This window comes from Novosphingobium taihuense, from assembly GCF_007830315.1.
In the GTDB taxonomy this organism is placed as follows: domain Bacteria; phylum Pseudomonadota; class Alphaproteobacteria; order Sphingomonadales; family Sphingomonadaceae; genus Novosphingobium; species Novosphingobium taihuense.
Window position 1 is genome coordinate 36123 of sequence record NZ_VLKJ01000016.1, and the last position, 19475, is coordinate 55597.

Consider the following 19475-nt stretch of genomic DNA (forward strand, 5'->3'; position numbering starts at 1 on the left):
GGCGATGGACAAGCGCGCTGCCCCGATCGATCTCTTGCTTCCCAAGGCGCTGAAAGAGAAGCAGCGGCGGCTTCGTGACGCGTTTCCTACGCCGCTCACCCTGCGGGTCCACCGAGCACTTTCTTGGCTGATGCGTGCCGGGGAAGAGAAGGATGATCTCGATGTCCGCTTCCTCCTGTCGTGGATTGGCTTCAACGCCGCTTATGCTGGCGACGTATCGCTGGCGCTGGGGCAGGAGAGCCAGCGCGAGCGCGACGTGTTCATGCGCTTCTTCGTCACTCTTGTAGGATTTGACGGACAGCACCGGCTTTACAACATGGTTTGGCAGAGATTTGCGCAGGAAATCCGTGTCCTGCTTGGCAATCGCCATGTTTTTGCGCCCTTCTGGCTGCACCACAACGGTATTGCCGGCTTTGCCGATTGGCGCGACCGGATGGACCGGGAAGACATTGCGATCCGATCGGCTCTAGCCAGGCATGATACGGCAACCCTGCTCTCGATCGTCTTCGGCAGGCTTTATGTCCTGCGCAATCAGCTGATCCACGGCGGTGCGACCTGGAACAGCTCGGTCAACCGCGCGCAAGTGCGTGACGGCGCCGCAATCCTCTCCTGCCTGCTTCCCCTCTTCATCGACTTGATGATGGACAATCCCGATCATGAGTGGCCCATGCCGCATTACCCGGTGGTCGAGGGATGAGCGGTAGCGACTGGACCGACCACGAGATCGACCTCATCGTCGCGGACTACTTTGCGATGCTCGCGCTGGACATCGCCGAGCGACCATACGTGAAAGCTGATCACAATCGGGCGCTGCAGGCATTGATCGGCCGGAGCAAGGGTTCGATCGAGTTTAAGCATCAGAACATCAGCGCGGTTCTGCTGGGTTTCGGACAGCCTTGGATTCCTGGCTACAAGCCTGCAATGAATTTCCAGGCTGCGCTTGTGGATGGCGTGCGGCGATGGCTCGATAGTCATCCCGACTGGCTTGCACCCCGGGAGTGGTGGAGGCCATCGGTTGTTGCCGAGGTTGGGGAAGGGCAGGGACAAGCAGTCTTGCGGAGCGACTTGCCGACGCTGTGGATCGGACCTCCGCCCACGCAGCGCAATGAACCACCTCCGGTTGATCCAAGAGTGCTCGAGACTTTCGGCCGGAAGTGGGATGTGGCGGCACGCGACGCCAGAAACCGTGCGCTTGGGAAAGCAGGTGAGGCACTTGTCCTGCACCATGAGCGTACGAGTCTCACGCACGCCGGCCGTGAAGACTTGGCAGACAAGGTACGGTGGACGTCTGAACAGGACGGCGATGGGTACGGGTATGATATCTTAAGCTTTGAGCCTGATGGACGAGAAAGGCTCTTAGAGGTCAAGACCACCAATGGCTGGGAGCGCACGCCTTTTCACATCTCGGCCAATGAGATTGCGATAGCAGAGGCACGGGCAAATGATTGGCACTTGGTGAGGCTCTGGAACTTCGCGCGCGAACCCAAGGCATTCGCTCTGCGTCCGCCATTGTCGGCACACGCAGAGCTCACGCCGACAAGCTTTCTTGCCAGTCTAAATTTTTTACCTGCCTGACGCAGCTGACCTCTTGTTGCGCCGACGAGAAGCTCTGTGACCCGGTCAGTCCTTTCCCATGCAATTCGTTTGAGTAAGTCATTCAGACTGGTGTTGTGGGCAGACTGGAAGGGCGGCTTACGGATCGCGTAAACGGCCGTCCAAACGAGGGGGCAGCAACGGTGGATGCCGATCAAACCCGGTTATTGATTTCAACTCCGACCGCCGTCTGGTCGAGACCCAATCTGCCGCTCAGCCCGATCAGACCGAACCCTGCTCCTGCTTCAGGCGAACAGATGCAGCAGCTCTACCGCTCCTGCCCCTAACAGGCCGGCGAAAGGCACTAAAAGTGCTAAAGTGCGCGTCTGCCTGCGACGTGCAGACTCTTCCTGTTCCATTTGCGAAAGCTGCCGGATAGCGGCCGTCTCCATCGCGAGGCGTACATCCTCGCGCCACGCCTGCTGTTCGCCTGCCAAAACGACCACGCGGTCGAGCACTGCAGCAAACTGGCCCTGCAGTACCTCGAATTGCTTTGCGGCCTGGTTTCGGTCAACGGCCACGTCATCAGCAGCTTGGGCGGAAAGCTGATCGAGTGCTGTCTCGATCCCATTTAGCTTGCTGCGCAAGCGCTTTGCCTCGGTCGTGGTAACATCCTGAACCTCGGCGACTTGGGCGGCAAAGCGTTTGCGCTGCCGATCAAAGCAACTCGCCACCTCTTCGAAATGTACCGCCAGCTCATCCTTTACCGGCTTCGAAATCAGCCCCTCCAGAAGATCGGAAAGATCAGCTACTTCTGCTTCCATATCAGTCTGGGTCATGCCGCACCTGTGCAGTATTTGCGGTAGATGTTTCTTGTCAGGCGCATCTGGCACAACCGCGCAAGGGCGAGCGCCGGCTGCCCGACACGCACCGCATCGCGCACCATGCTGGACACTCGTTTCGACTCGCGTACATGCGCGTTAGTCATGTGGCTTTCAAAATCAGCGACGCGCTTGAGGTCATGCCTGATAGGCCGCATCCTACTCAGGTGCAGTTCCCATGACTGCTTCCGCTCTTCGCGAATATGCGCCTGCTGTGCTCTTAACTTTGCAATATCGATATTGCATTGGTCACGCTGCTGGGCGGCAATCCTGCGCCGTACCCTGGGTGTATCCCGTGCATCCTGCAGCCGCTCGCGTAGTTGTTTCGACAGATGATCCTGCATTGCCTTCCTTTGTGCAGCGGCAGCGTCCGCCAGCGCAGTACTGTCAGATTCGAACTGGTTCGTGATCCAAGTCCAGTACGCATCCATGCGATACGCGTTCAGCAGCTTGCGGATATCTGCAACTTGGGCACAATGCGGCGGAAGCAACGGTTTGTTTTGAAGGCTCGTCTTCTCGTTGAACCATTCGGTGAGGCGGTCGCAAACGTCGAATAGCTTCGCCTGATCGGTCACCAGCCATTCCTGCAGGGCGTTGACCGTCGGCTTGATTGGTTCGCAACCGTGCAGCAACTGCTGCTGCTGGACACCAGGCGATGGCGAGATTGTATGTGACGCGACACTTGCATCACCCAGCAAACTGCGGACCTGGTCCACAACTAGGGCTTCGATAGCATCCAACCTGCTTAGCCTCTTATCATAGCGCAGGTACCATTTGTGCCATCTGGCCTTGCGGGCCTCCACCGCTGTGATGGCATCTTGGCATTTGCTGGCTGCCATACGCGATGCGCGCCGATTGTGCCGCCATTGGTGCCACAGATCTTCCTGCCGCCAATAAACCTGTTCGCGCACTTCCTTGCTGATCCGTAGCCGCCGTTCACCTTCACATGATCGACGGATGTCTGCCGTCAGCGCCTGCCGCGCAGACGCCTGCACCCGTGTGGACCAGCGGTGATGGTCGCCACCGTTCAGTGCCATACCAGCCCAGCTGTCGCCGAGCTCTAGCGGATAGATCCGGTCGGGCAGATCAGCAGGCATCTTTAGCTCGAAATGGGCAATTTCCCGGTTGAAGAAGCCCCGGAGTGCGTCGAGATCGCATGTGCGACCTGCCTCAATCTCGCTCTTGCGCCAGCGGCGAACTGAGTCTTGTGAATAGGCGTAAGTAATTACTAGACGGTAGCGGATAGGCGATCGGACCCAGCCCTTGAGTTGCTCCAGTTCTTGTCCAAGCTTTTCCGGTTCAAAAACGCCTAGCCGATTGGCGGTGCTTACCAGCAAAATTAGGCTAGCGGTGGGGAGGTGATGTTGCGCGATCCGTTCGACCAATGCGCGCTCCTGCGGGTTAGCCGCCGCTATGCCGGGCAGGTCGAGAATGGCCACTCGAACCGATGGGTCGCTCTCAGCGAAATAGCAGGCGGGAATGTACAGCGAGATTGGATCAGTACTCTGCCAACTGCCGTCCTCCACCTGCCTTCGGATGTTGGCAAGTTCTGCTCGCATCTCATCAGCGCTTTGGCCCGGCCCATCCGGTCTGTGGCATCGCCAGTGATCGTCCAGAGACCGGGCATAGCGCATCGGCGTTGCCGTCGACGATTCTCCATGCTGCCGTCCGCCACGGAGAACGTTTTGGACCGCATCGAAGGCAAGACCATCCGCAATTCCCAGAAGGCTTAGAAGCAGCGTCGTCTTTCCAACCTGCGTCGGGCCGAATAACAGAACGACGGTCTCCGGACTGCGCTGCAGCGTCTCGTGGTCCTCGGAAAGTGAGGCAACCCATTCGTCATTCGCTTGGATCGCCCAGTCCAGGGTCTCCCCATGCAGCCGGTTCCATACGGGCACAGTCATGCGGGGCGGCCGCGCATCTCATCCAAGAAACTGGTTTGCGCGTTTCTCAGATCATCAATTGCAAGCGTCGCCCGAAAGCGATGGCCAAGACTTTCGTCCAATCGAAGAACGACCTCCATTTGATCGCTGACGCGTCGCTTTATCCAGCACATCACTTCGTCAAAATATGCCAAGTGCTGAGTTCTCTGTTCACGAAAGGCGCTTCTTATCGCCTCCGATACGTGCGCTCGCCCTTTAGTTTGCTGCTTTTCCAAGGCTGAGATGACGCCATAGGTGAGCACGGCCGCGCCAAGCGCCATACTTACAGAACCCGCCGCGACCGTTGCGGAGGAACCCGCGGCGGAGCTAGACCCCTGCAAGACGGTCAAGATGGCATTGACGAAGGCTGGAATGGTATCAATCTCCCCATCTACCGCCACGTCGATCGCCAGCACGCCGGCTGCAGCTTTCAACAGGGGCTTGGTCAGTCCGTGCATCTCGACCGTGGTGTCCGTGATATCCTGCAGTATCTGGCGCAAGTCCGTGGTGGGGACTTCGCCTGGTGCGGTGGAGGCTGCAACCGCGCTCTGCATGAGCGACATGTAGCTGGTGGCGATTGCGGGTAGCAGGCGAACAGCCTGCTTCAGTTCCTTCGCATCCTGCCCGCATAGCGGGGGGCTCTCGTGATCGCGACGGTGCGACAGGATGCGTTGCAGTGCCTTGAGGGACCTCTGGGGACCCGTCGGTGCTGCCTGCTGGCGGACGACTGTGGGCTCCCCTGCCGTGCCTTTATCTTCAGCAGTTGTTGCACTCAGGCTTTCGGACGGCTCTGGAAGATCGAGCTGTTGCCGAGATAGATCCGCCAACACCGTGGCATGCGTTGCGGCGAAAGCTGCGCCGCCCCCGCTTTGATCGACAGCTGATTGCAGACGGGCGTACATTCGGTCCTCCGCTCCGCCGAATTTCAGGGCAACGAAGTCTCTCGCATCGCGCAAGCGGGCGTCCCAACCACTTTCGGTTTCGTCGAAGTCCCTTCTGGCGATCGCCAGAGCCTGCCGCTCCACACTGTTGAGCTTCTGTTCCAGATTGCGCTTGTAGTCGCCCCGAGTTATCTCAATAGAGTTTTCAAGCGCCTCCATGATCTCGAGCCTCATTTCCTCGTTCTCAGGTTGAGCGTCTCGGCTGCTGCGGACAGCCTGTCGAGCCTCACTCACCACCGTGCCGATCTGAAGGCTCAGTTCTTCCAGATCCTCCAGCTGCCGCTGACGCGCCCCCAAACCAGCGCCGCCTTGCCTGTTCAGGGCGTCTAGGATGGAAGTTCGGATTGACTCCTGATAGTCCTGATCACCGATGCCGGTGCAGATGACCCCGCTAAGCGGGACCTGAAAGCGTTCTGCAGCGGTCGCGCGCAATTGCTCCTGCCGGTCAACTGGCAGCGTCTCAGTGCCGGTGATTGCAATAACAGGCTGCACCCCAGAAAGCTGGTTCTTCTGGAGGTCTGTCCTGATTGCGTCTTGCTCTTGAGCTAACAGTCCGCCATTCGTGACTAAGATGCAGGCGCTGGAGGCAACTAAAGCAAGTCGCATAAATTCCTGCCAAGGCCGGTTACTTGCGGTGATTTTCTCGTAACCAGGAAGCAGCAAGAAACCGTGATTCTTCTGCCCTCCAAAGTACCGTGTTGGTACGCGTAAAACCGGAAGTTCCAGTACGTCCCCTGTCCAGCTCCGTACCGCCTGTTGGAATCTCTCTGCGCAGACCGGCTCACCGCGCGGCTCTCCTGGATCGGTCTCATCGTTCCAGCGGTAGATGCAGCCATGCACCTCACCTTTGCTCGGATCCTCCAGCACCAGAACCGGCAGGTACTCACCTCGACCAGCATTATCACCGAGCCAGGTCGTATCCAGATCATAGAGCAGCCGCATCAGTCGGGTCTTGCCGGCGCCTTGGTCGCCGGCCACTGCGATCACCATATGATCATATAAAAGACTGGTTATCTGGCAATCGCGCAGTGCCCGACGAAGATCATCTCTGAAGCTGCTGCGTGCATCTTCTTCGAGATAGGTAGTCGCAGCATCGACTGTCTTAAGGCGACGTACCAAAGTGGCCAAGTAGGCTTCAGGCGACCCAGTTTGCACTAACATACCCCCACATCCGTTTATCCGATTTAGAAGCTCATCGCGCCCGGAGGTAGTCTTTCCCGACTGTCCAGTGTTTCTGCAGAACGGGCATTTCCAAGAAATTCGCGGTAAGATTGGTAGCATCGATGCCCTAAGTGAGGCAGATTTTCCAGAACCTGTTCCCAAAATGTCAACTGAAACGCTCTGCCCGACACGGAGAAGCGGGACTGTTGTGGGTATTTGGAGTAGCTGGGCACGGATCCAGAACTGATCGTCCCAGCGGCTTGGAACGAGACGCGATCTGGGCCGGGTCCGACAGCTAACTGACGGCGGCAGCTTTCAGAGCCCGTTTGACTCGAAGCCGCCTGTCAACCGGCCCACTTGCAGTCGCGGGCTTTGACGTCAGGTAAAATCGCTGAGCGTCAGTTACTAGCTATAGATTCGCCGTCAGTTCCAACGTGTCGGAATGAAGGGATGGCCCAGAAGCGGCGTTCCGCTTCGGTAGTTGCCAACCAACTCCGGCTTTTCCGGTGCGGACGTTGCAAAAATCTGTGCCGACGGCACCAGTACTACGACCGCCGGATAGCTGCCGGTAGTCTACGCCAACAATCCGGACGCTCAGGTGGCACTAGCTGCAATTGTGAGCTGGCTTTCATCCAAAGTCCTTCTCGCAGCAAAAGCTCACAGTTCTGCCGCTGCCAGGGAAGCAGCAATAGCACCGATCGACTGGAACAGTACGTGTGGATCGTCGCGAGAAGGCAGGAAGCCTTTTCTTTGCCAGAAGGCCGCTGCCTCGTCGTCGATGGCATTGACGATCACTGCACGACCGCCAACGAGGCGGGAAGCCTCCAGGCACCGCCTCAGTGCGTGACGCAGCAACCCCGATCCGAAGCCCTGTCCCACCCATGCCAAATCGCACGTAAGTTGACCGAGCAGCAGGCAAGGGATGGGATCGGGTGGCTGCCCCGTCCGGATGGAGCGCGGCAGAATGCCGGGCACCACTGAACTCGGAGCCAAGCCATAGCAGCCGATCACCCGCATCGCCTCATGCACGACCAACACCGCGGTGAACCCCCGCTCCTGATCTGCGAGGGCCCGCGTCTTGATCCAGTGATTGAGCGCAGGCTTGCCGCAGTCGAAGTCATCGACTTTGTGTGCTGCGGTCAACAGTTCCGGCTTCGACAGGCTCAATTGTCAGTGCGATCTTCCGAGGGCGTGTCCCAAGGCGCCGGTCGCCTGAGCACATCGACGAGCGCCGGAGCCGCCTCGGTAGGCTGTCGCAGCAGCGCGATGAATTCGGCAAAGCCTTCGCCACTCATCCGCACGAGCCTCTGGTCCATCAGGACATCTTCGGCGGCCCGCACGGCAGCCTCTCGCATGAAATCGGTGCGCGAGCGCCCGCGCGCGCTTGCCGCACGATCAATCAGGGCAATGTCGGCATCGGGGAGACGCATCGATACCAGGTGATTCTTTCGTTCACGGGTCTTGGCCATATGCTATCTCCACAAAGATCCACGCACGTGCAATGCGGTAGGGCAGATCCGTGAGCAATGCGGATTACCTCAACCTAAATCCGCGCCGTAGCGTGGAGAGACGCTGTGGAGCGTATTAGCGATAATAACCGCTATCACTAGTACGCTTGCGATTGCGGGCAACCAGGGGCATGGTGCCAGCCATGGATCGCGAGTTCGAACTTCTCTCTGCCGAGCAGTCATCCGAGCATAGAATCGCCGTCATCGACGAAGCGATGCTCGATGTCGCGCGCCGGGCCATGAGCGAAAACTCGTGGCGCGCCCTTCGAGCTGATCTCAAGGTCTTCGCTGAGTGGACAGCGGCACAAAACTTGGCCTCTCTGCCAGCGCAGCCGGCAACAGTTGCCGCCTTCTTGCGCGCTCAGGCCGAGCTCGGAAGAAAGGCTGCAACGTTGTCGCGCTATGCAAGTTCGATCGCGCGGGCGCATTCGATGGCCAGTGTACCGGATCCAACCAAAGCGGAACTGGTCCGTCTCGAGCTTAAGGCTCAGCGCCGCGCACTCGGCGTCAGGCAGCGTCAGGCCAAAGGACTACGCTTTCGCGGCGAGGTCGCTGACCCACTTGTAGCCGTGGGACCAGTCGGGGTTTGCGTCGAAGCCATGTTGGCCGCCGCCCCGCAAACGGTCCAGGGTTTGCGCGACCGCGCCCTGCTCTCGCTTGCGTTCGATACCGGGCTGCGCCGCAGCGAGATCGTCGCCGTGCGCTGGGCGCACATCGAACGCGGGACCGCAGGCGCCGGGCGTCTGTTCGTCCCGCGCAGCAAGTCCGACCAGGAGGGCGCTGGTGCTTATGCCTATCTCTCTGCACGAACGATGGCAGACTTGCGCGAATGGCAAGGCGTATCCGGAGAAGAAGGACCGGTGTTTCGGCGGTTGCACCGTACAAGGGATAAAGCTGGTGCGGATGTCTGGACAGTTGGTACGGGACTAACCGCCCAGTCCGTGACACTTATATATAGGGCACTGCTGGATAAGGCGCTCGCCGCGGATTTGCTGGGTAACATTGCTGAGGCTGATTTTGAGCATTGGCGGCAGAGTCTCACGGCTCACTCGACCCGCGTGGGGCTAACGCAGGATCTATTTGCAGCAGGACAGGATCTGGCCGGTATCATGCAGGCTTTGCGTTGGAAAAGTCCACAACAGCCAGCCCGCTATTCGCAGGCCTTAAGCGTCGAAGCGAACGCAGCGGCCAAAGTTGTCGCGAAATTATAGCCGTTCTGGGCAGACGGATTTCGGAACTCTACCACCTACAAAACTTTGCGGCTTTGCAGCAGGCTTTGCCCCTCTAACGAGTTAGTCAGGCAAGGGCTATTTTGCCGTCCAGTCGTGGCCACTCGGGTTAAAGGGCCTCTCAGTTGATGCCAGAGGCAGCAGCACCTTTCGCAGGTTTATCGGGTCGTAAGCTAGCCCGTCGGCAAGAAGTAAACGCGACGAAGGGCACTTACCATCGTAATCAAGTGCTTTGTCGAGTTGGGGACGGTCAAAGCGCAGGTTGAAGGCGTTCTGCCAACGCGATAACATTGCAAGAATCGCAGGGTTATCTATCCCTCCACCGGCGAGGATAATCTGGTAGCCCAGCTTCTTGTCTTCCGTCTCAGCAAAGCCAGCGCGATTATGCTCAAGGGTGCGCCGATAAACCAGATGGTCCTCATAGCGTGCTGCTCCGCTACAAGTGTCCCATGTCGCGCCGCTTTTTACGTACGCTGCGCATGAGTCGGCTCCAAGTAGCTGAACCTCTGCGGCATATAGACCAATCGGCCAATTGCTCTGCGCTTCGAGCCGAAAGGTCGCGATATCAAGAGTAGCAGATCCACAATCGATCACCATGTGGGAGCCGATGTGACGCCTAGGACTCCGGCAGTACCCCGCAATAACGCCGGAGAGCTCGGCATGGAGGTCATGCTCAAGAACTTGTTCACCGGGGTGAGCAATCGCGGCGCGGACGTCTGCAAGAGTCAAGCGGTCCGCCCGCGGTAGCAGAGATATCGCCGCAGTGATCGCAAGATCAAAGATTTTCAGACCAGGCGCGTCAGCAAGCGCTGCAACCGGCACCGCGACGTTCACCAGACTAATCTTATCGCCCTTGCGACTACCAACAGTGCCAATCACATAAGCCAAATGCAAAGCGAGAAACGCGACAGCGGCCTCCAACTTCGTCACTTGTGGTGCGCAAGCGAGGCGATTGCCTTGATTTGCAATCAATGCCGCTTTGAAGCCGTCAATCTTAATTCGACCCTCTGACGGTAGCAGATGGAAAGCGAGATTCTCAGGATCGAGAAAAACAACCGACGGCCAAGTGTGTGGCACGCCTCCCCCACACCATTCATCCGGAACCGGCACAGCACGCGCTGGGCTCCGCGGTTTGTTAGGCCAACGGATTACCGCCTTGGTTGAACTTGTGCCGAAGTCATACCCGATATAGCCGTCCGCTTCAGGGTCGACCAGGTCAACTAGGTTTGCGGCACAGAACTCAATAGCTCTTCGTACTGACAATTCGGTTTCGCAACCTACCTGATCTGGCGCGCGGTGATCCGCCAGAAATTTTTCGAGCGCATGCCCCATGCCCTGAATCTTCGCGAATGCAGATTCACCGAAGTCCATTCGTGATGCGGATTCACCTGCGCTTGGCTTTGCAGAGTTTCCCTCGCGACCAATTTCGCTATACACGGATTTGACAAGTTCGGGGGGCAGTTTGAGCTTTGTCTGCGCCTTACTTTTCTTAGCTTTCCCGCGCTTCAGCTTCTTTTGTACTTTCGTGAGTTCGGCCTCCACACGCGAAGATGGCTTCGCAGCCGCTGCTTGCTCAAAATCCTCGATTTGTACGACACGGCTAGCAGTCTGAGCGGGCGAAGCATTCCGGTCTGGCTGACTAGGAGCAAACAGCTGCTTAAGGATTTCAAATCCGCCCCGATTCTTCATGATCGTCTCCTTAAGCCAGTTCGACTACCAACATCCCAACAATGATGTTGTTATGCGAAAAGCGCGCCCGAGCTGACCGAAGAAGACTTTTGCGCTCTTCAAGGCGGGCAATGAGTTTATCTAACTTCCCCTGCTCAGGACTTACCATCTTTATTTTTTTCGGATCGCCACTCATTTTCCATTCGTAAAGCTTAGCTTCCGTCTCTCTTCGGCGCTTCTCCGCCTGTCTTTCAATGCGAGCAAGAGACGTATCGGCACGATCTTCATGACGTGCCTCTTCTTCTTCGAGGAAGTTATCGAAGGCTGGCTCCATCACATTCTCGATCAGTCGCCGCATTCCATTCTGGATGGTAACAAGCGAAGCTTGTGGGTCGAAATGAGTCCCCTGCCGTAATGCCACTTGTACCAGCCGCTCCGCATCTACTGCCGCGAGCGATCGACCCGTCAATGCTTGAGCGCCATAAAACAGACGATCAATTCGTACAGCGCCTTCGACAGACCACCTCGCAGCCGATGCGATGTAAGTTCCACTCGCGATGTCGGGCAGCAACACCGCTGGTACGTGAACGCTTATGACTGGTTCAGCGGAAGCTCCGGCGGCCACCTCGTCGCGGATCGATGCCGCGAGGCGTACAAGCGGATGTACGCTGGAGATGATCTCGGTCCGCTTCGGCAGGCCGGAGCGCTTTTCGAAAGCAGCTAGAGTGGCCTTTTCTCTATTGAGAACCGTTCGCGCACGGCCGAGCTTTGCCGTCACCCTCTTCAATGCCAACTGGGCAGACTCGCTTAGCACAACTTCAAAGACGCCCTCTATGCCCGGTGCATCTGACACGCGGCTTCCAGGATATCGGCCGGCAATTGCCTCGTGGACATAGTCGGCGAGCTCTGCTCCGTCGATGCGTCGCTCTGGACGCCTGTTCGCCTCAATTTGCGCAAGGATCATGTCTCCATGCGCAATAAGACCGGGTGCGTCTTCCTCGAGTTTCTCGATTTGCTTCTGTCGCGTTATTAGTGCCATCGCACTGCGTTCGATTTCGACTTCCTTCTCATCTTCGGAAAGCTGCGGGTCCAGCAGACGCTTCTCCAGATCGGGAATCTCCTTTCCGAGTACCGCCTCAAACGCACCAAGAGTTTCCTGGATGGTCAAAAGGCGCCGATAAAGCCGGTCGTAGATCCGCTCTTCGATAGTATCTTTTGATACGAGCGAGAGAATGTTGATCCGCTCGGCAGCTTGGCCAATACGATCGATACGCCCGATCCGCTGCTCTACTTTCATCGGGTTCCACGGCAGATCATAATTGATCAGGGACCGGCAGAACTGCATGTCCAAACCTTCACCCCCGACCTCAGAGGTCAGGAGAACGCAGGCTCCAGTTCGCTCTGCAAAGCGAGCGACTATTGCACTTCGATCATCTTTGATGCCACCGTGCATCACTTCAATGTCGAAGCCGTCGGAACGCAAACGGCGGCTTAGGTAATCAAGTGTTGTCCGAAAGCTTGAGAAGACGATCAGCTTGTCGTCTCCTTTGGCGCGATGCTGTTCGATAGCATGTCGCAAAGTTGCATATTTGGTATCATCCAGCTCCAGCGCTCGGCCGTTCCCTAGTGAACGACACAACTCTGCCAGCTTGCTGGACAACGGACCCCCGCGTGCACGCTTGCGTGTGTCGTCGTCTCCTTCGTCATCCTCTGAGTAGCCCTCTGGTATCTTTGACCAGTGCGCGAAAGCTGCTGCCAACGACGATGCAATGAGGCGCTGCGGTGTCGCCAGCAGGAACCTTTCGGAGGCGTCTAGTTCAAACGCATGCTGTCGGACGACGTCGGACACTGCGTCATAAAACTCTCTTTCACGCTCGGTCATCTCCCAACGTAAATCATCGACCTCGCGCTTCACCTGAAGGTCGTTCACATCCCGTCGGCGCGTGCGATTGACGATGGTGCCGAGCAGGGACATTTCCTCAAGCATTGCCGCCACACGCACGCGCAAGTCATGCCCATCCTTAAGGCCCGGCTGCCGGAGTTCTCGCTGCAGATTGTCCAACTGCCGTTCGATCTTCAGCATATCGCCACGCGGTATCGCTTTCAGGGACTCGACTAGCTCTGCAAACGGCGTCTTTTGGTTCAACACCATGTCTCGCGCTTGGACCAGCGGCCGGTTTTCTTCGTTAAGAATCGAAAAGGCGTATTCACTGTCGAAGGTATCGGGATCGAGCAGGGCGAGTAGATTGCGCAAATCCTCACTGTGGAGGTTGATCGGCGTCGCGCTTAACAGCAATTTGAAGTCGGCCACCCCCATGGCTGCCCGGGCGAAGGTGTGAGCAAGGGTGTCGCGGTTGCGCAGGTGGTGCGCCTCGTCAAAGATGACGCAGTCAAACAAGGCGCGTGGATTGCTCTCGCTATCGCTCAAGTGACGGCACAGCGCCGCGCGAGCCGATTTGTCATCGTCCTCCCATTCTTTAGGCGGCCGCACTGCCGAAAGCGATACGATAAGCGCAAAACCGTCTCCGCCTTCGGCATCGTCTCGCAGCGCTTCCATTAAACCGCGCGCATCGACGATCCGCGCATCCACTGAGAACTTTTGGCGAAGTTCCAGGCGCCATTTCTCGGTGAGGGATTTGGGGCAAACTACCAACAGACGTGACGCGTCGAAGCGCGCAACCAATTCGGTCCAAACAAGCCCGGCTTCGATCGTTTTGCCTAAACCCACTTCATCAGCAATTAGCAGGCCTTGGGACGGCGAAGCGAGCAACTTGACGACCGGTTTGAATTGATAGGCGTGAAAGTCTGTGTCGGTTGCATCAATGCTGTAGATCATGTCCCGCAACCGCCCCGTGAGGCGATGATGCAGAATTGAGCGGCGCAATCTGTCAGGATCGGTAAACCGGCCTCGCGCCAATTCCTCAAGCGGGTCAACACGCCCCGCATTCGCTTCTAATTTGCTCTCTGCGAAAAGCTGAGTGCCGGTACCATCGGCAAGCATCACTTCCCAGTACAGCCGGTTGCGCGAAACTGAGGTATTGCCGGTGATCATTCCCCCTCGGGAAGGATCTTCTTTCAGCCTTACGAAGTCACCGGTCTTGAACACGCGCTATCCAACCCTTCACGAAATCCATAACTGAATGACCCGTCAGTTCCGGGCGCACATCACGCGAAGCCGAAATGCTGGCGATGCCAAGCCAAATTTCTGCGATGGTCCATTGTCAGTGGCAAAGGGCGAGCTTGATAGAGGCCAAGGAGCTCTGCCACATCGGTGGCCAGACCGGGCTTCGCAATCGCGACCCCCTCGTCCGAGAAGCTGATCAGTCCTGCATCGAAGGCCGCATCCCAGTGGGCCGCCAGCAATAACCCGTTATGCACGTCGAGACGCTCTGCGTCGCTCTTGCATTGAGCCCAGGGCACAATGTGGCTGGCACGCAAAAGCGCCGGCTCCCGGACATCCGTGATCGGGCAGCGACCGTTCCAATAATCGAGGAGCGCCTTGCGGAAATACCCCTGCCCCACACGCTGCTTTACGATCCGCTCGATCTCGGTATCGCCAAGCCCAGCCACTTCGTCCTCAAACTGCGCGAGTGGAAAAGTTGGCAAGCTGCGCGCCAGGTGGAAAGCTCGAGATAGCGCTGTCCGCATCGCTGTCCGCTGCGCAAAGGCAAAGCACGCGCGAAACCGGCCGGGCGGCGGCTCAACGACTGCTGAGGCAAACTCACCACGCATCTGGAACGCCACACCGGCGTGTTCGACCGCTAGGAACCACGGCGCACCATCGGCTCCCGTCCCGGCAGAGAGCCCCACCTCGCCAGGAACGCCCTCGTCGGAGCGGAAATAGAGCCACCCATCCGCAACCCCGGTCTCCTTGCGGTACCCGTGATTGAAAGCTGCCTCCTGCAACTCTGATCGGGCGACCATACCGGGAGTGCGTGAGCGCAAAGGGACGTCGGACGCCATGCTCAAAACACCATTTGCTGCTCTTGCATGTGGATTACCATGTGAAAGTCCCAATCACCTTGACGGCGTTTTTTGCCAACTGGCGGGCCTCTTTTAGGTTGAAGACACCGGCATCATTTGCCTGGATGGAGACACGGATCGCATCATGTTTGAACCTCCACTCACTCAATTGCGGAGGCAACGCATTCTGATGTCGCTTGGCGACACTGCGCTTCCCGGCACGGACGTCAAAGGCGATATCAAACGTAGAAAGTTCCTTTGGCCCATCGCCCAAAACCACCCAAAGACAAGCTTTCCTGGAATGAGCAAAGCTGAAGTGTCTCTCGAAGTATTCTTCATTCCAGCGTATTTCAGGGCTTAGGGACAATGTTTCGTCAGCTGGGTCCGAAGCAATCGGCTTAAGCTCGTCAAAGTTCTGACCCCATACCTCATGCCAGAGCCGTGCCAAGTCCTTCGCCAATTCGATCTGGGTTTGTCTCGCGGCCAATAATGCATCGTAGAAGGTGTCGACCTTTCGCCATTCATCGTCGGCGCTTGGGGCAAAGACGAACTTATTTTCGACTAGGAGGTCCACGGCTGACCTTACTTCCGGCTTGCCGAAATACTCGCGCACGCTTTCGCTGAAATGGAACATCTCTGGTTGCTGCTGCTCAGCCATAAGCCGTTTCCCATATCGTGCGGCGGAACTGCCGGAATTCTGCATCGTCGACAGAAGCCATCTCGCGCTCAAATTCGAGCATCAACTTCCACCAGGTTGTCGCGCCCCAATGTTTGCAGTCTGATATCTCCGGCGCGCCGCGGCCCACGAGCAGGAGCGGCGATTCCTCCAGCGTCCATTTCCGCGTCCCCTCTAGATAGCAGGAATACTTCTTGAGCTGGCCCGCCGTCAGCGAGTGATCGAACTTCGCTTCCAGTGCGACGCCCGTAGAACCGCCGTCTTCCAGTTCGAAGTGGACCAGTACGTCAATTCTTCCCCTCGCCACGCGCTTCGTGCCGCGCTTGGCACGCTCGGTGGAAGTCCGCTCTTCCGGCACGATCTCGACATCGGCGATATCGGCCTCTGTCAGCTCGCGGAACGAGCCGTTGGCGCAGCGGCAGGCGGCACGGTAGAATGCCAGCGCCCGAGCCCGGGTCAGATCCGTGGTGCCTGCGTCGAGATAGTACGCCAGCCCCTTGGTTATCTGCGGCTCGTGGAACTTGGCCCAAGCGTGCGGTGCCTCGCCGAAACAGTGACCCTCCAGATTGAGGCAAAACAGCTGCTGGATCGCGACTGAACTGTAGACGGGCGCTTTGTAGCTTCTGTTCAGAGCCTTGTTGAGGACTACGGCTGTCGGATCCCCGATCTCAGAATGAAAACGCCGCAGCAGGCCGCTGTCGTACTTCGGCAAATTGCCTGCCGGAAGAGCGCGCCAGTCGCTCACCGCCAGCCCTCCGTTCTGGGCCGCATCCCTTGCGCCGTCAGTTCGTCGTAGGCGGCGAGGACGAGGCGGCGGGTGCGGTATTCGCCGTGGCGGGCGATTTCGTTTTTCTGGAGGACGCGGAAGGTTTCGCTGGGGTAGTCTTCGCCCATCACGTCCTTGGGATCGAGGACGTAGCGCAGCTCGTCGCGGGTGAGGCCGTAGGCGAGGGCATACCAGGCGTCGAGCTCGGCGCGCAGGTGTGCGCGGCGGTCTTCGTCCCATGCGAAGGGGGGGCCTTCGTAGCCGAGGTCGCGGGCGAAGGGGGCCATGGAGTGGCTGGTGTAGGTGAGCTCCAGCACGCGCGGGACGATGAAGGCGAGCGCGGCTTCGTCGTAGGCGCTGGGCGGGAGGATGGGGAGTTGCTTTAGGATTGTAAATGTGAGGTGTGTTCCACCAACTTTTTGCCTCGACACATAATCAAGGACGATTGCATTTAAATTCGCAAGTAAGGCAAATCCGGGCATCTTGCTGTCGAACCCTAGGATCGGAAGGTTCCTTGACGCTGGCAGAAGAGGAATTGCTACAGGAATAGTCGTCCTCTCAGCGGAGGAATTTGTTATGTCTCGGTAGCCAATGAGCCATTCACGGTCATATGGGTATTTTTTGATCAGACCAGAGAAGAAATCCTGAGAAACCCAATATCTTGTTTCAATTTCATCCGTCGGCGATCTGTAGGATGAAAACTCCTCTGTTTCACCATCATTTCGAGATTGAGCAAACCGATGGTTGTATGAGTTTATATATTTGCTTTCATAAACTGGCAGCAAGACCTCATTGCCGCGATGTCCGCGACTACCATTAAATTCGAAGCCTTCCGCGACTGCTTGATCTTTAGTTCGCAGCTCCTCAGAATGATCTCCAAAGTCGACGAGGCGCAGATAGAATGCCCCCCAAGGGTTTGACTGACCATCAATCCGGTCAACACAAAGGGGCGAGACGCTTCGATAAATTTTTGCAGTCAGTTTTGCGTCAGATTTGCTGCGAAAAATCGGGGCAGTGCCTGTCGAGGGATTTATTGCCCGAATGTCGTCTGCTGAAAGTCGAAATCTACGATTTTCATCTGAGATCATCGATGTGTCTAGGATCGAGAAGGCAAACTCGGGGTCGTTGCCTCCTTCACCCAACGTCATAAGACAGAAGGAATTGCGGTCATCAGTGGCCGTGAATACCAATCTGATCTCGTAGAAGCTGTATAGCGATACCAGCCTGCCGGTTGATATTAGTTCGTTGAAGAACCATTGATTATTCGCGTCGGTGCAAATGCCCGTCGGGACGATCGTTCCTGATCTCCCAGCCCTTGAGACCAGGTTCAAGACGAGCTCTGAGAACAAAGCGTAGGTGTTTACGTCCCCTCGACCTGTATGCGTGAAACGCCCGCCTAGATTACCAGGAACACGAGCAAACTCGCTGATGGCTTCCGATGTTCGCTTTGCTGAGACAAACGAAGCAAAGAGGGCCTGATCCGAACTACCTTCTGGAGCGTCGGCGAGGGCCTTGATAAGCTTGTCTCGGGCTGCCTTGTTCGGCGCGGTCGCGATTTCAATCGAACCAGATGAAAAGAACTCCTGCTCCTGTAGCTTGATCCGCTCCCACGGCGGATTGCCGAGCACCACGTCGAACCCGCCCTTGCCCACCATCACATCGGGAAACTCAAGCGGCCAGTGCAGCACGCTCGCCGCGCCCGCCACTTCACGCGCGGCGCCCTCCAGCGGGCCATAGACATTGCCGCCCGCCAGCTTCTGTCGCACGTCGCCGGTGGTCGGCACCATCGCGCGCTGGTAGTTCAATGGCACCTCGGTCTTGGGCATCAGGAAGGCGGCCATGTAGAGATCGCAGGCGACTTCGGTGCCGTAGCGCGCGGGATCGGCCTTCCACGCCTCGAACGCCTGCCGCTTCTTCTCGACCTGGCCGACGGTATCCTCGGGCATGGATTTGATCCGGCCAAGCCCCGCCGCGATGGGCTTGGCGGGCAGGGACCCGCCGCCGCCCGCGAAGTCGAAACTGCCCTGCCCCTTCTTCGCGTCACGGTTCAGCTTGAGGTAGAACTTCGCCGCGTCCTTGTTGTCGCCGGTGAGCGGCTTGTAGGCCTCGTCCGGGATGCCCTCTTCGAGCACGGCGAGGTCGAACACGCCGAGCAGCGCGTCGCCGCAGCGGATGTTGGCATCGAGGAAGCCCAGAGGCTGGCCGGGCGAGACGGACTCGATCCACAGAGCGACCTTGGCGAGTTCGACCGCCATCGGGTTGCGATCGACCCCGTGGATGCAGCGGGAGACGACATCGCGTAGGGCGGCCTGGGTTTCCTCCTTGCCCGCATCCTCGTTGCGCAGGCGCGCGACACGGTCGGCCATGCGACGGGCGGCGCCGAGCAGGAAGTGGCCGGATCCGCAGGCAGGGTCGATGACCTTGAGGTCGAGGATGGCGGCGACCTTCTCCTCGGGCGTGGCGCCGGAGGCCTCGGCGCGTTCGAGCACCGGATTGAGGGCGCTGTCGAGCAGGCATTCGACGAGGCTGTCGGGGGTGTAGTAGGAGCCGGAGGTCTTGCGGTCGTTGCCCTTGGCGCCGCTGCCCAGCTGGAAATCGCCGCTGGCGGTGAGGCTGGGGCGGATTTCGAGGAGGCCTTCGTAGACGGAGCCCAGTTCCTCGGTCTTGAGATCGCGCCAGTTGATGCGGTGAAGCACGCCGTCCTTCTTGATATAACCAAGTTTGAACAGCGCCTCCAAGAAGCGGCGGTTGGGGATGCGCGCCGCATTCAGGTGTGGCGTCGATCCGCTGGCAAACAATCCGCCAAGCGCCGGCAGGCCCAGCATGTCCTCACCGTGCTCCAGCGCCGCCAGCGTTACCTTCATCGCTTCCCAGGCATCGTGGTGCGCATCGCGCGCCACGCGTCGGCGGCTGCGTTCGCGCCAGAAACCGAAGCTGTATCCTGCGGAATAAAGTCCGCGTGCGTCCTGCCCGGTGCGGCGCGGGTGCAGCAGATCGCGGTCCTCGGCCACGGCCAGGAAGATCAGGCGATAGACCGTGCGCAGCATTTCCTCGAAAAGGGCCTGCCTTGCCTCCGTGCTACTCTGCAGTTTCTCGCGGAGGTCCGGATTGGCTGCCACCAGCCCCTGCCCCAGCTCTTCCAGTGCGGTTGCCACATTGGCATAAAGGTCCTTGCGGGCCTCGATCCCCTGCTTCATCCCCGCTTCGCGCCACTGCTCCAGCGCGCA

At 58.3% G+C, this 19475-nt stretch carries 14 protein-coding genes; 3 read left to right on the forward strand and 11 right to left on the reverse strand.

Annotated features, from left to right (window positions below; genetic code table 11):
* The first annotated feature begins 4 nt into the window (after nt 1-4).
* Together IQ25_RS19435 and IQ25_RS19440 are read left to right on the forward strand one after the other, a co-directional pair.
* Nucleotides 5-697 (forward strand): HEPN domain-containing protein, encoded by a 693-nt coding sequence (locus IQ25_RS19435; RefSeq protein WP_144907941.1) that lies wholly within the window; start codon nt 5-7, stop codon nt 695-697.
* Nucleotides 694-1575, forward strand: coding sequence for a DUF3883 domain-containing protein (locus IQ25_RS19440; RefSeq protein WP_144907942.1), 882 nt, complete (start codon nt 694-696; stop codon nt 1573-1575). Before IQ25_RS19435 ends, IQ25_RS19440 begins: the two co-directional genes overlap by 4 nt.
* Before the next feature lie 263 nt (nt 1576-1838).
* On the opposite strand, the gene IQ25_RS19445 is transcribed toward IQ25_RS19440, so the two are convergent.
* The 5 genes from IQ25_RS19445 to IQ25_RS19465 form a co-directional block, all read right to left on the reverse strand.
* Nucleotides 1839-2372, reverse strand: a complete 534-nt coding sequence (locus tag IQ25_RS19445; RefSeq protein ID WP_144907943.1) for a hypothetical protein — start codon at nt 2370-2372, stop codon at nt 1839-1841.
* Complete coding sequence (locus tag IQ25_RS19450) at nt 2369-4318, reverse strand: P-loop NTPase family protein (RefSeq protein ID WP_144907944.1); 1950 nt, start codon at nt 4316-4318, stop codon at nt 2369-2371. Before IQ25_RS19450 ends, IQ25_RS19445 begins: the two co-directional genes overlap by 4 nt.
* The gene (locus IQ25_RS19455; protein ID WP_144907945.1) at nt 4315-6405 is read right to left on the reverse strand and encodes a hypothetical protein; all 2091 of its coding nucleotides are present in this window, start codon (nt 6403-6405) and stop codon (nt 4315-4317) included. The genes IQ25_RS19450 and IQ25_RS19455 overlap by 4 nt, the downstream gene beginning before the upstream one ends.
* A gap of 690 nt (nt 6406-7095) precedes the next feature.
* Nucleotides 7096-7605 carry a GNAT family N-acetyltransferase gene (locus tag IQ25_RS19460; RefSeq protein ID WP_144907946.1) on the reverse strand — a complete coding sequence of 170 codons (510 nt, stop codon included), beginning with the start codon at nt 7603-7605 and terminating at the stop codon, nt 7096-7098.
* Nucleotides 7602-7907 (reverse strand): type II toxin-antitoxin system TacA family antitoxin, encoded by a 306-nt coding sequence (locus IQ25_RS19465; protein WP_144907947.1) that lies wholly within the window; start codon nt 7905-7907, stop codon nt 7602-7604. Before IQ25_RS19465 ends, IQ25_RS19460 begins: the two co-directional genes overlap by 4 nt.
* A 182-nt stretch (nt 7908-8089) precedes the next feature.
* Here IQ25_RS19465 and IQ25_RS19470 point away from each other — a divergent pair, with 182 nt between their 5' ends.
* Nucleotides 8090-9157 (forward strand): tyrosine-type recombinase/integrase, encoded by a 1068-nt coding sequence (locus IQ25_RS19470; RefSeq protein ID WP_158637807.1) that lies wholly within the window; start codon nt 8090-8092, stop codon nt 9155-9157.
* A gap of 96 nt (nt 9158-9253) precedes the next feature.
* Here the strand turns inward: IQ25_RS19470 and IQ25_RS19475 are convergent, their stop codons facing one another.
* From IQ25_RS19475 to IQ25_RS19500, 6 genes are read right to left on the reverse strand one after another with little or no spacing between them, the layout of a single operon-like run.
* The gene (locus IQ25_RS19475) at nt 9254-10864 is read right to left on the reverse strand and encodes a hypothetical protein (RefSeq protein WP_144907949.1); all 1611 of its coding nucleotides are present in this window, start codon (nt 10862-10864) and stop codon (nt 9254-9256) included.
* Between the two features lie 10 nt (nt 10865-10874).
* Complete coding sequence (locus IQ25_RS19480) at nt 10875-13949, reverse strand: helicase-related protein (protein WP_144907950.1); 3075 nt, start codon at nt 13947-13949, stop codon at nt 10875-10877.
* 59 nt (nt 13950-14008) lie between these two features.
* The gene (locus tag IQ25_RS19485; RefSeq protein WP_144907951.1) at nt 14009-14806 is read right to left on the reverse strand and encodes an HNH endonuclease; all 798 of its coding nucleotides are present in this window, start codon (nt 14804-14806) and stop codon (nt 14009-14011) included.
* 34 nt (nt 14807-14840) lie between these two features.
* Nucleotides 14841-15464 (reverse strand): hypothetical protein, encoded by a 624-nt coding sequence (locus IQ25_RS19490; protein WP_144907952.1) that lies wholly within the window; start codon nt 15462-15464, stop codon nt 14841-14843.
* Nucleotides 15457-16227 carry a hypothetical protein gene (locus IQ25_RS19495; protein ID WP_144907953.1) on the reverse strand — a complete coding sequence of 257 codons (771 nt, stop codon included), beginning with the start codon at nt 16225-16227 and terminating at the stop codon, nt 15457-15459. The genes IQ25_RS19490 and IQ25_RS19495 overlap by 8 nt, the downstream gene beginning before the upstream one ends.
* On the reverse strand, nt 16224-19445 hold the full coding sequence (locus tag IQ25_RS19500) for an Eco57I restriction-modification methylase domain-containing protein (protein WP_258537076.1): 3222 nt from the start codon (nt 19443-19445) through the stop codon (nt 16224-16226). Before IQ25_RS19500 ends, IQ25_RS19495 begins: the two co-directional genes overlap by 4 nt.
* Nucleotides 19446-19475 lie beyond the last annotated feature (30 nt).

Excerpts from the sequence above, each read along its gene's own strand:
- IQ25_RS19435 (WP_144907941.1), top strand. The coding sequence starts at position 5 with ATGGACAAGCGCGCTGCCCCGATCGATCTCTTGCTTCCCAAGGCGCTG.
- IQ25_RS19440 (WP_144907942.1), top strand. The coding sequence starts at position 694 with ATGAGCGGTAGCGACTGGACCGACCACGAGATCGACCTCATCGTCGCG.
- IQ25_RS19445 (WP_144907943.1), bottom strand. The coding sequence starts at position 2,372 with ATGACCCAGACTGATATGGAAGCAGAAGTAGCTGATCTTTCCGATCTT.
- IQ25_RS19450 (WP_144907944.1), bottom strand. The coding sequence starts at position 4,318 with ATGACTGTGCCCGTATGGAACCGGCTGCATGGGGAGACCCTGGACTGG.
- IQ25_RS19465 (WP_144907947.1), bottom strand. The coding sequence starts at position 7,907 with ATGGCCAAGACCCGTGAACGAAAGAATCACCTGGTATCGATGCGTCTC.
- IQ25_RS19470 (WP_158637807.1), top strand. The coding sequence starts at position 8,090 with ATGGATCGCGAGTTCGAACTTCTCTCTGCCGAGCAGTCATCCGAGCAT.
- IQ25_RS19475 (WP_144907949.1), bottom strand. The coding sequence starts at position 10,864 with ATGAAGAATCGGGGCGGATTTGAAATCCTTAAGCAGCTGTTTGCTCCT.
- IQ25_RS19485 (WP_144907951.1), bottom strand. The coding sequence starts at position 14,806 with ATGGCGTCCGACGTCCCTTTGCGCTCACGCACTCCCGGTATGGTCGCC.
- IQ25_RS19490 (WP_144907952.1), bottom strand. The coding sequence starts at position 15,464 with ATGGCTGAGCAGCAGCAACCAGAGATGTTCCATTTCAGCGAAAGCGTG.
- IQ25_RS19500 (WP_258537076.1), bottom strand. The coding sequence starts at position 19,445 with ATGAAGCAGGGGATCGAGGCCCGCAAGGACCTTTATGCCAATGTGGCA.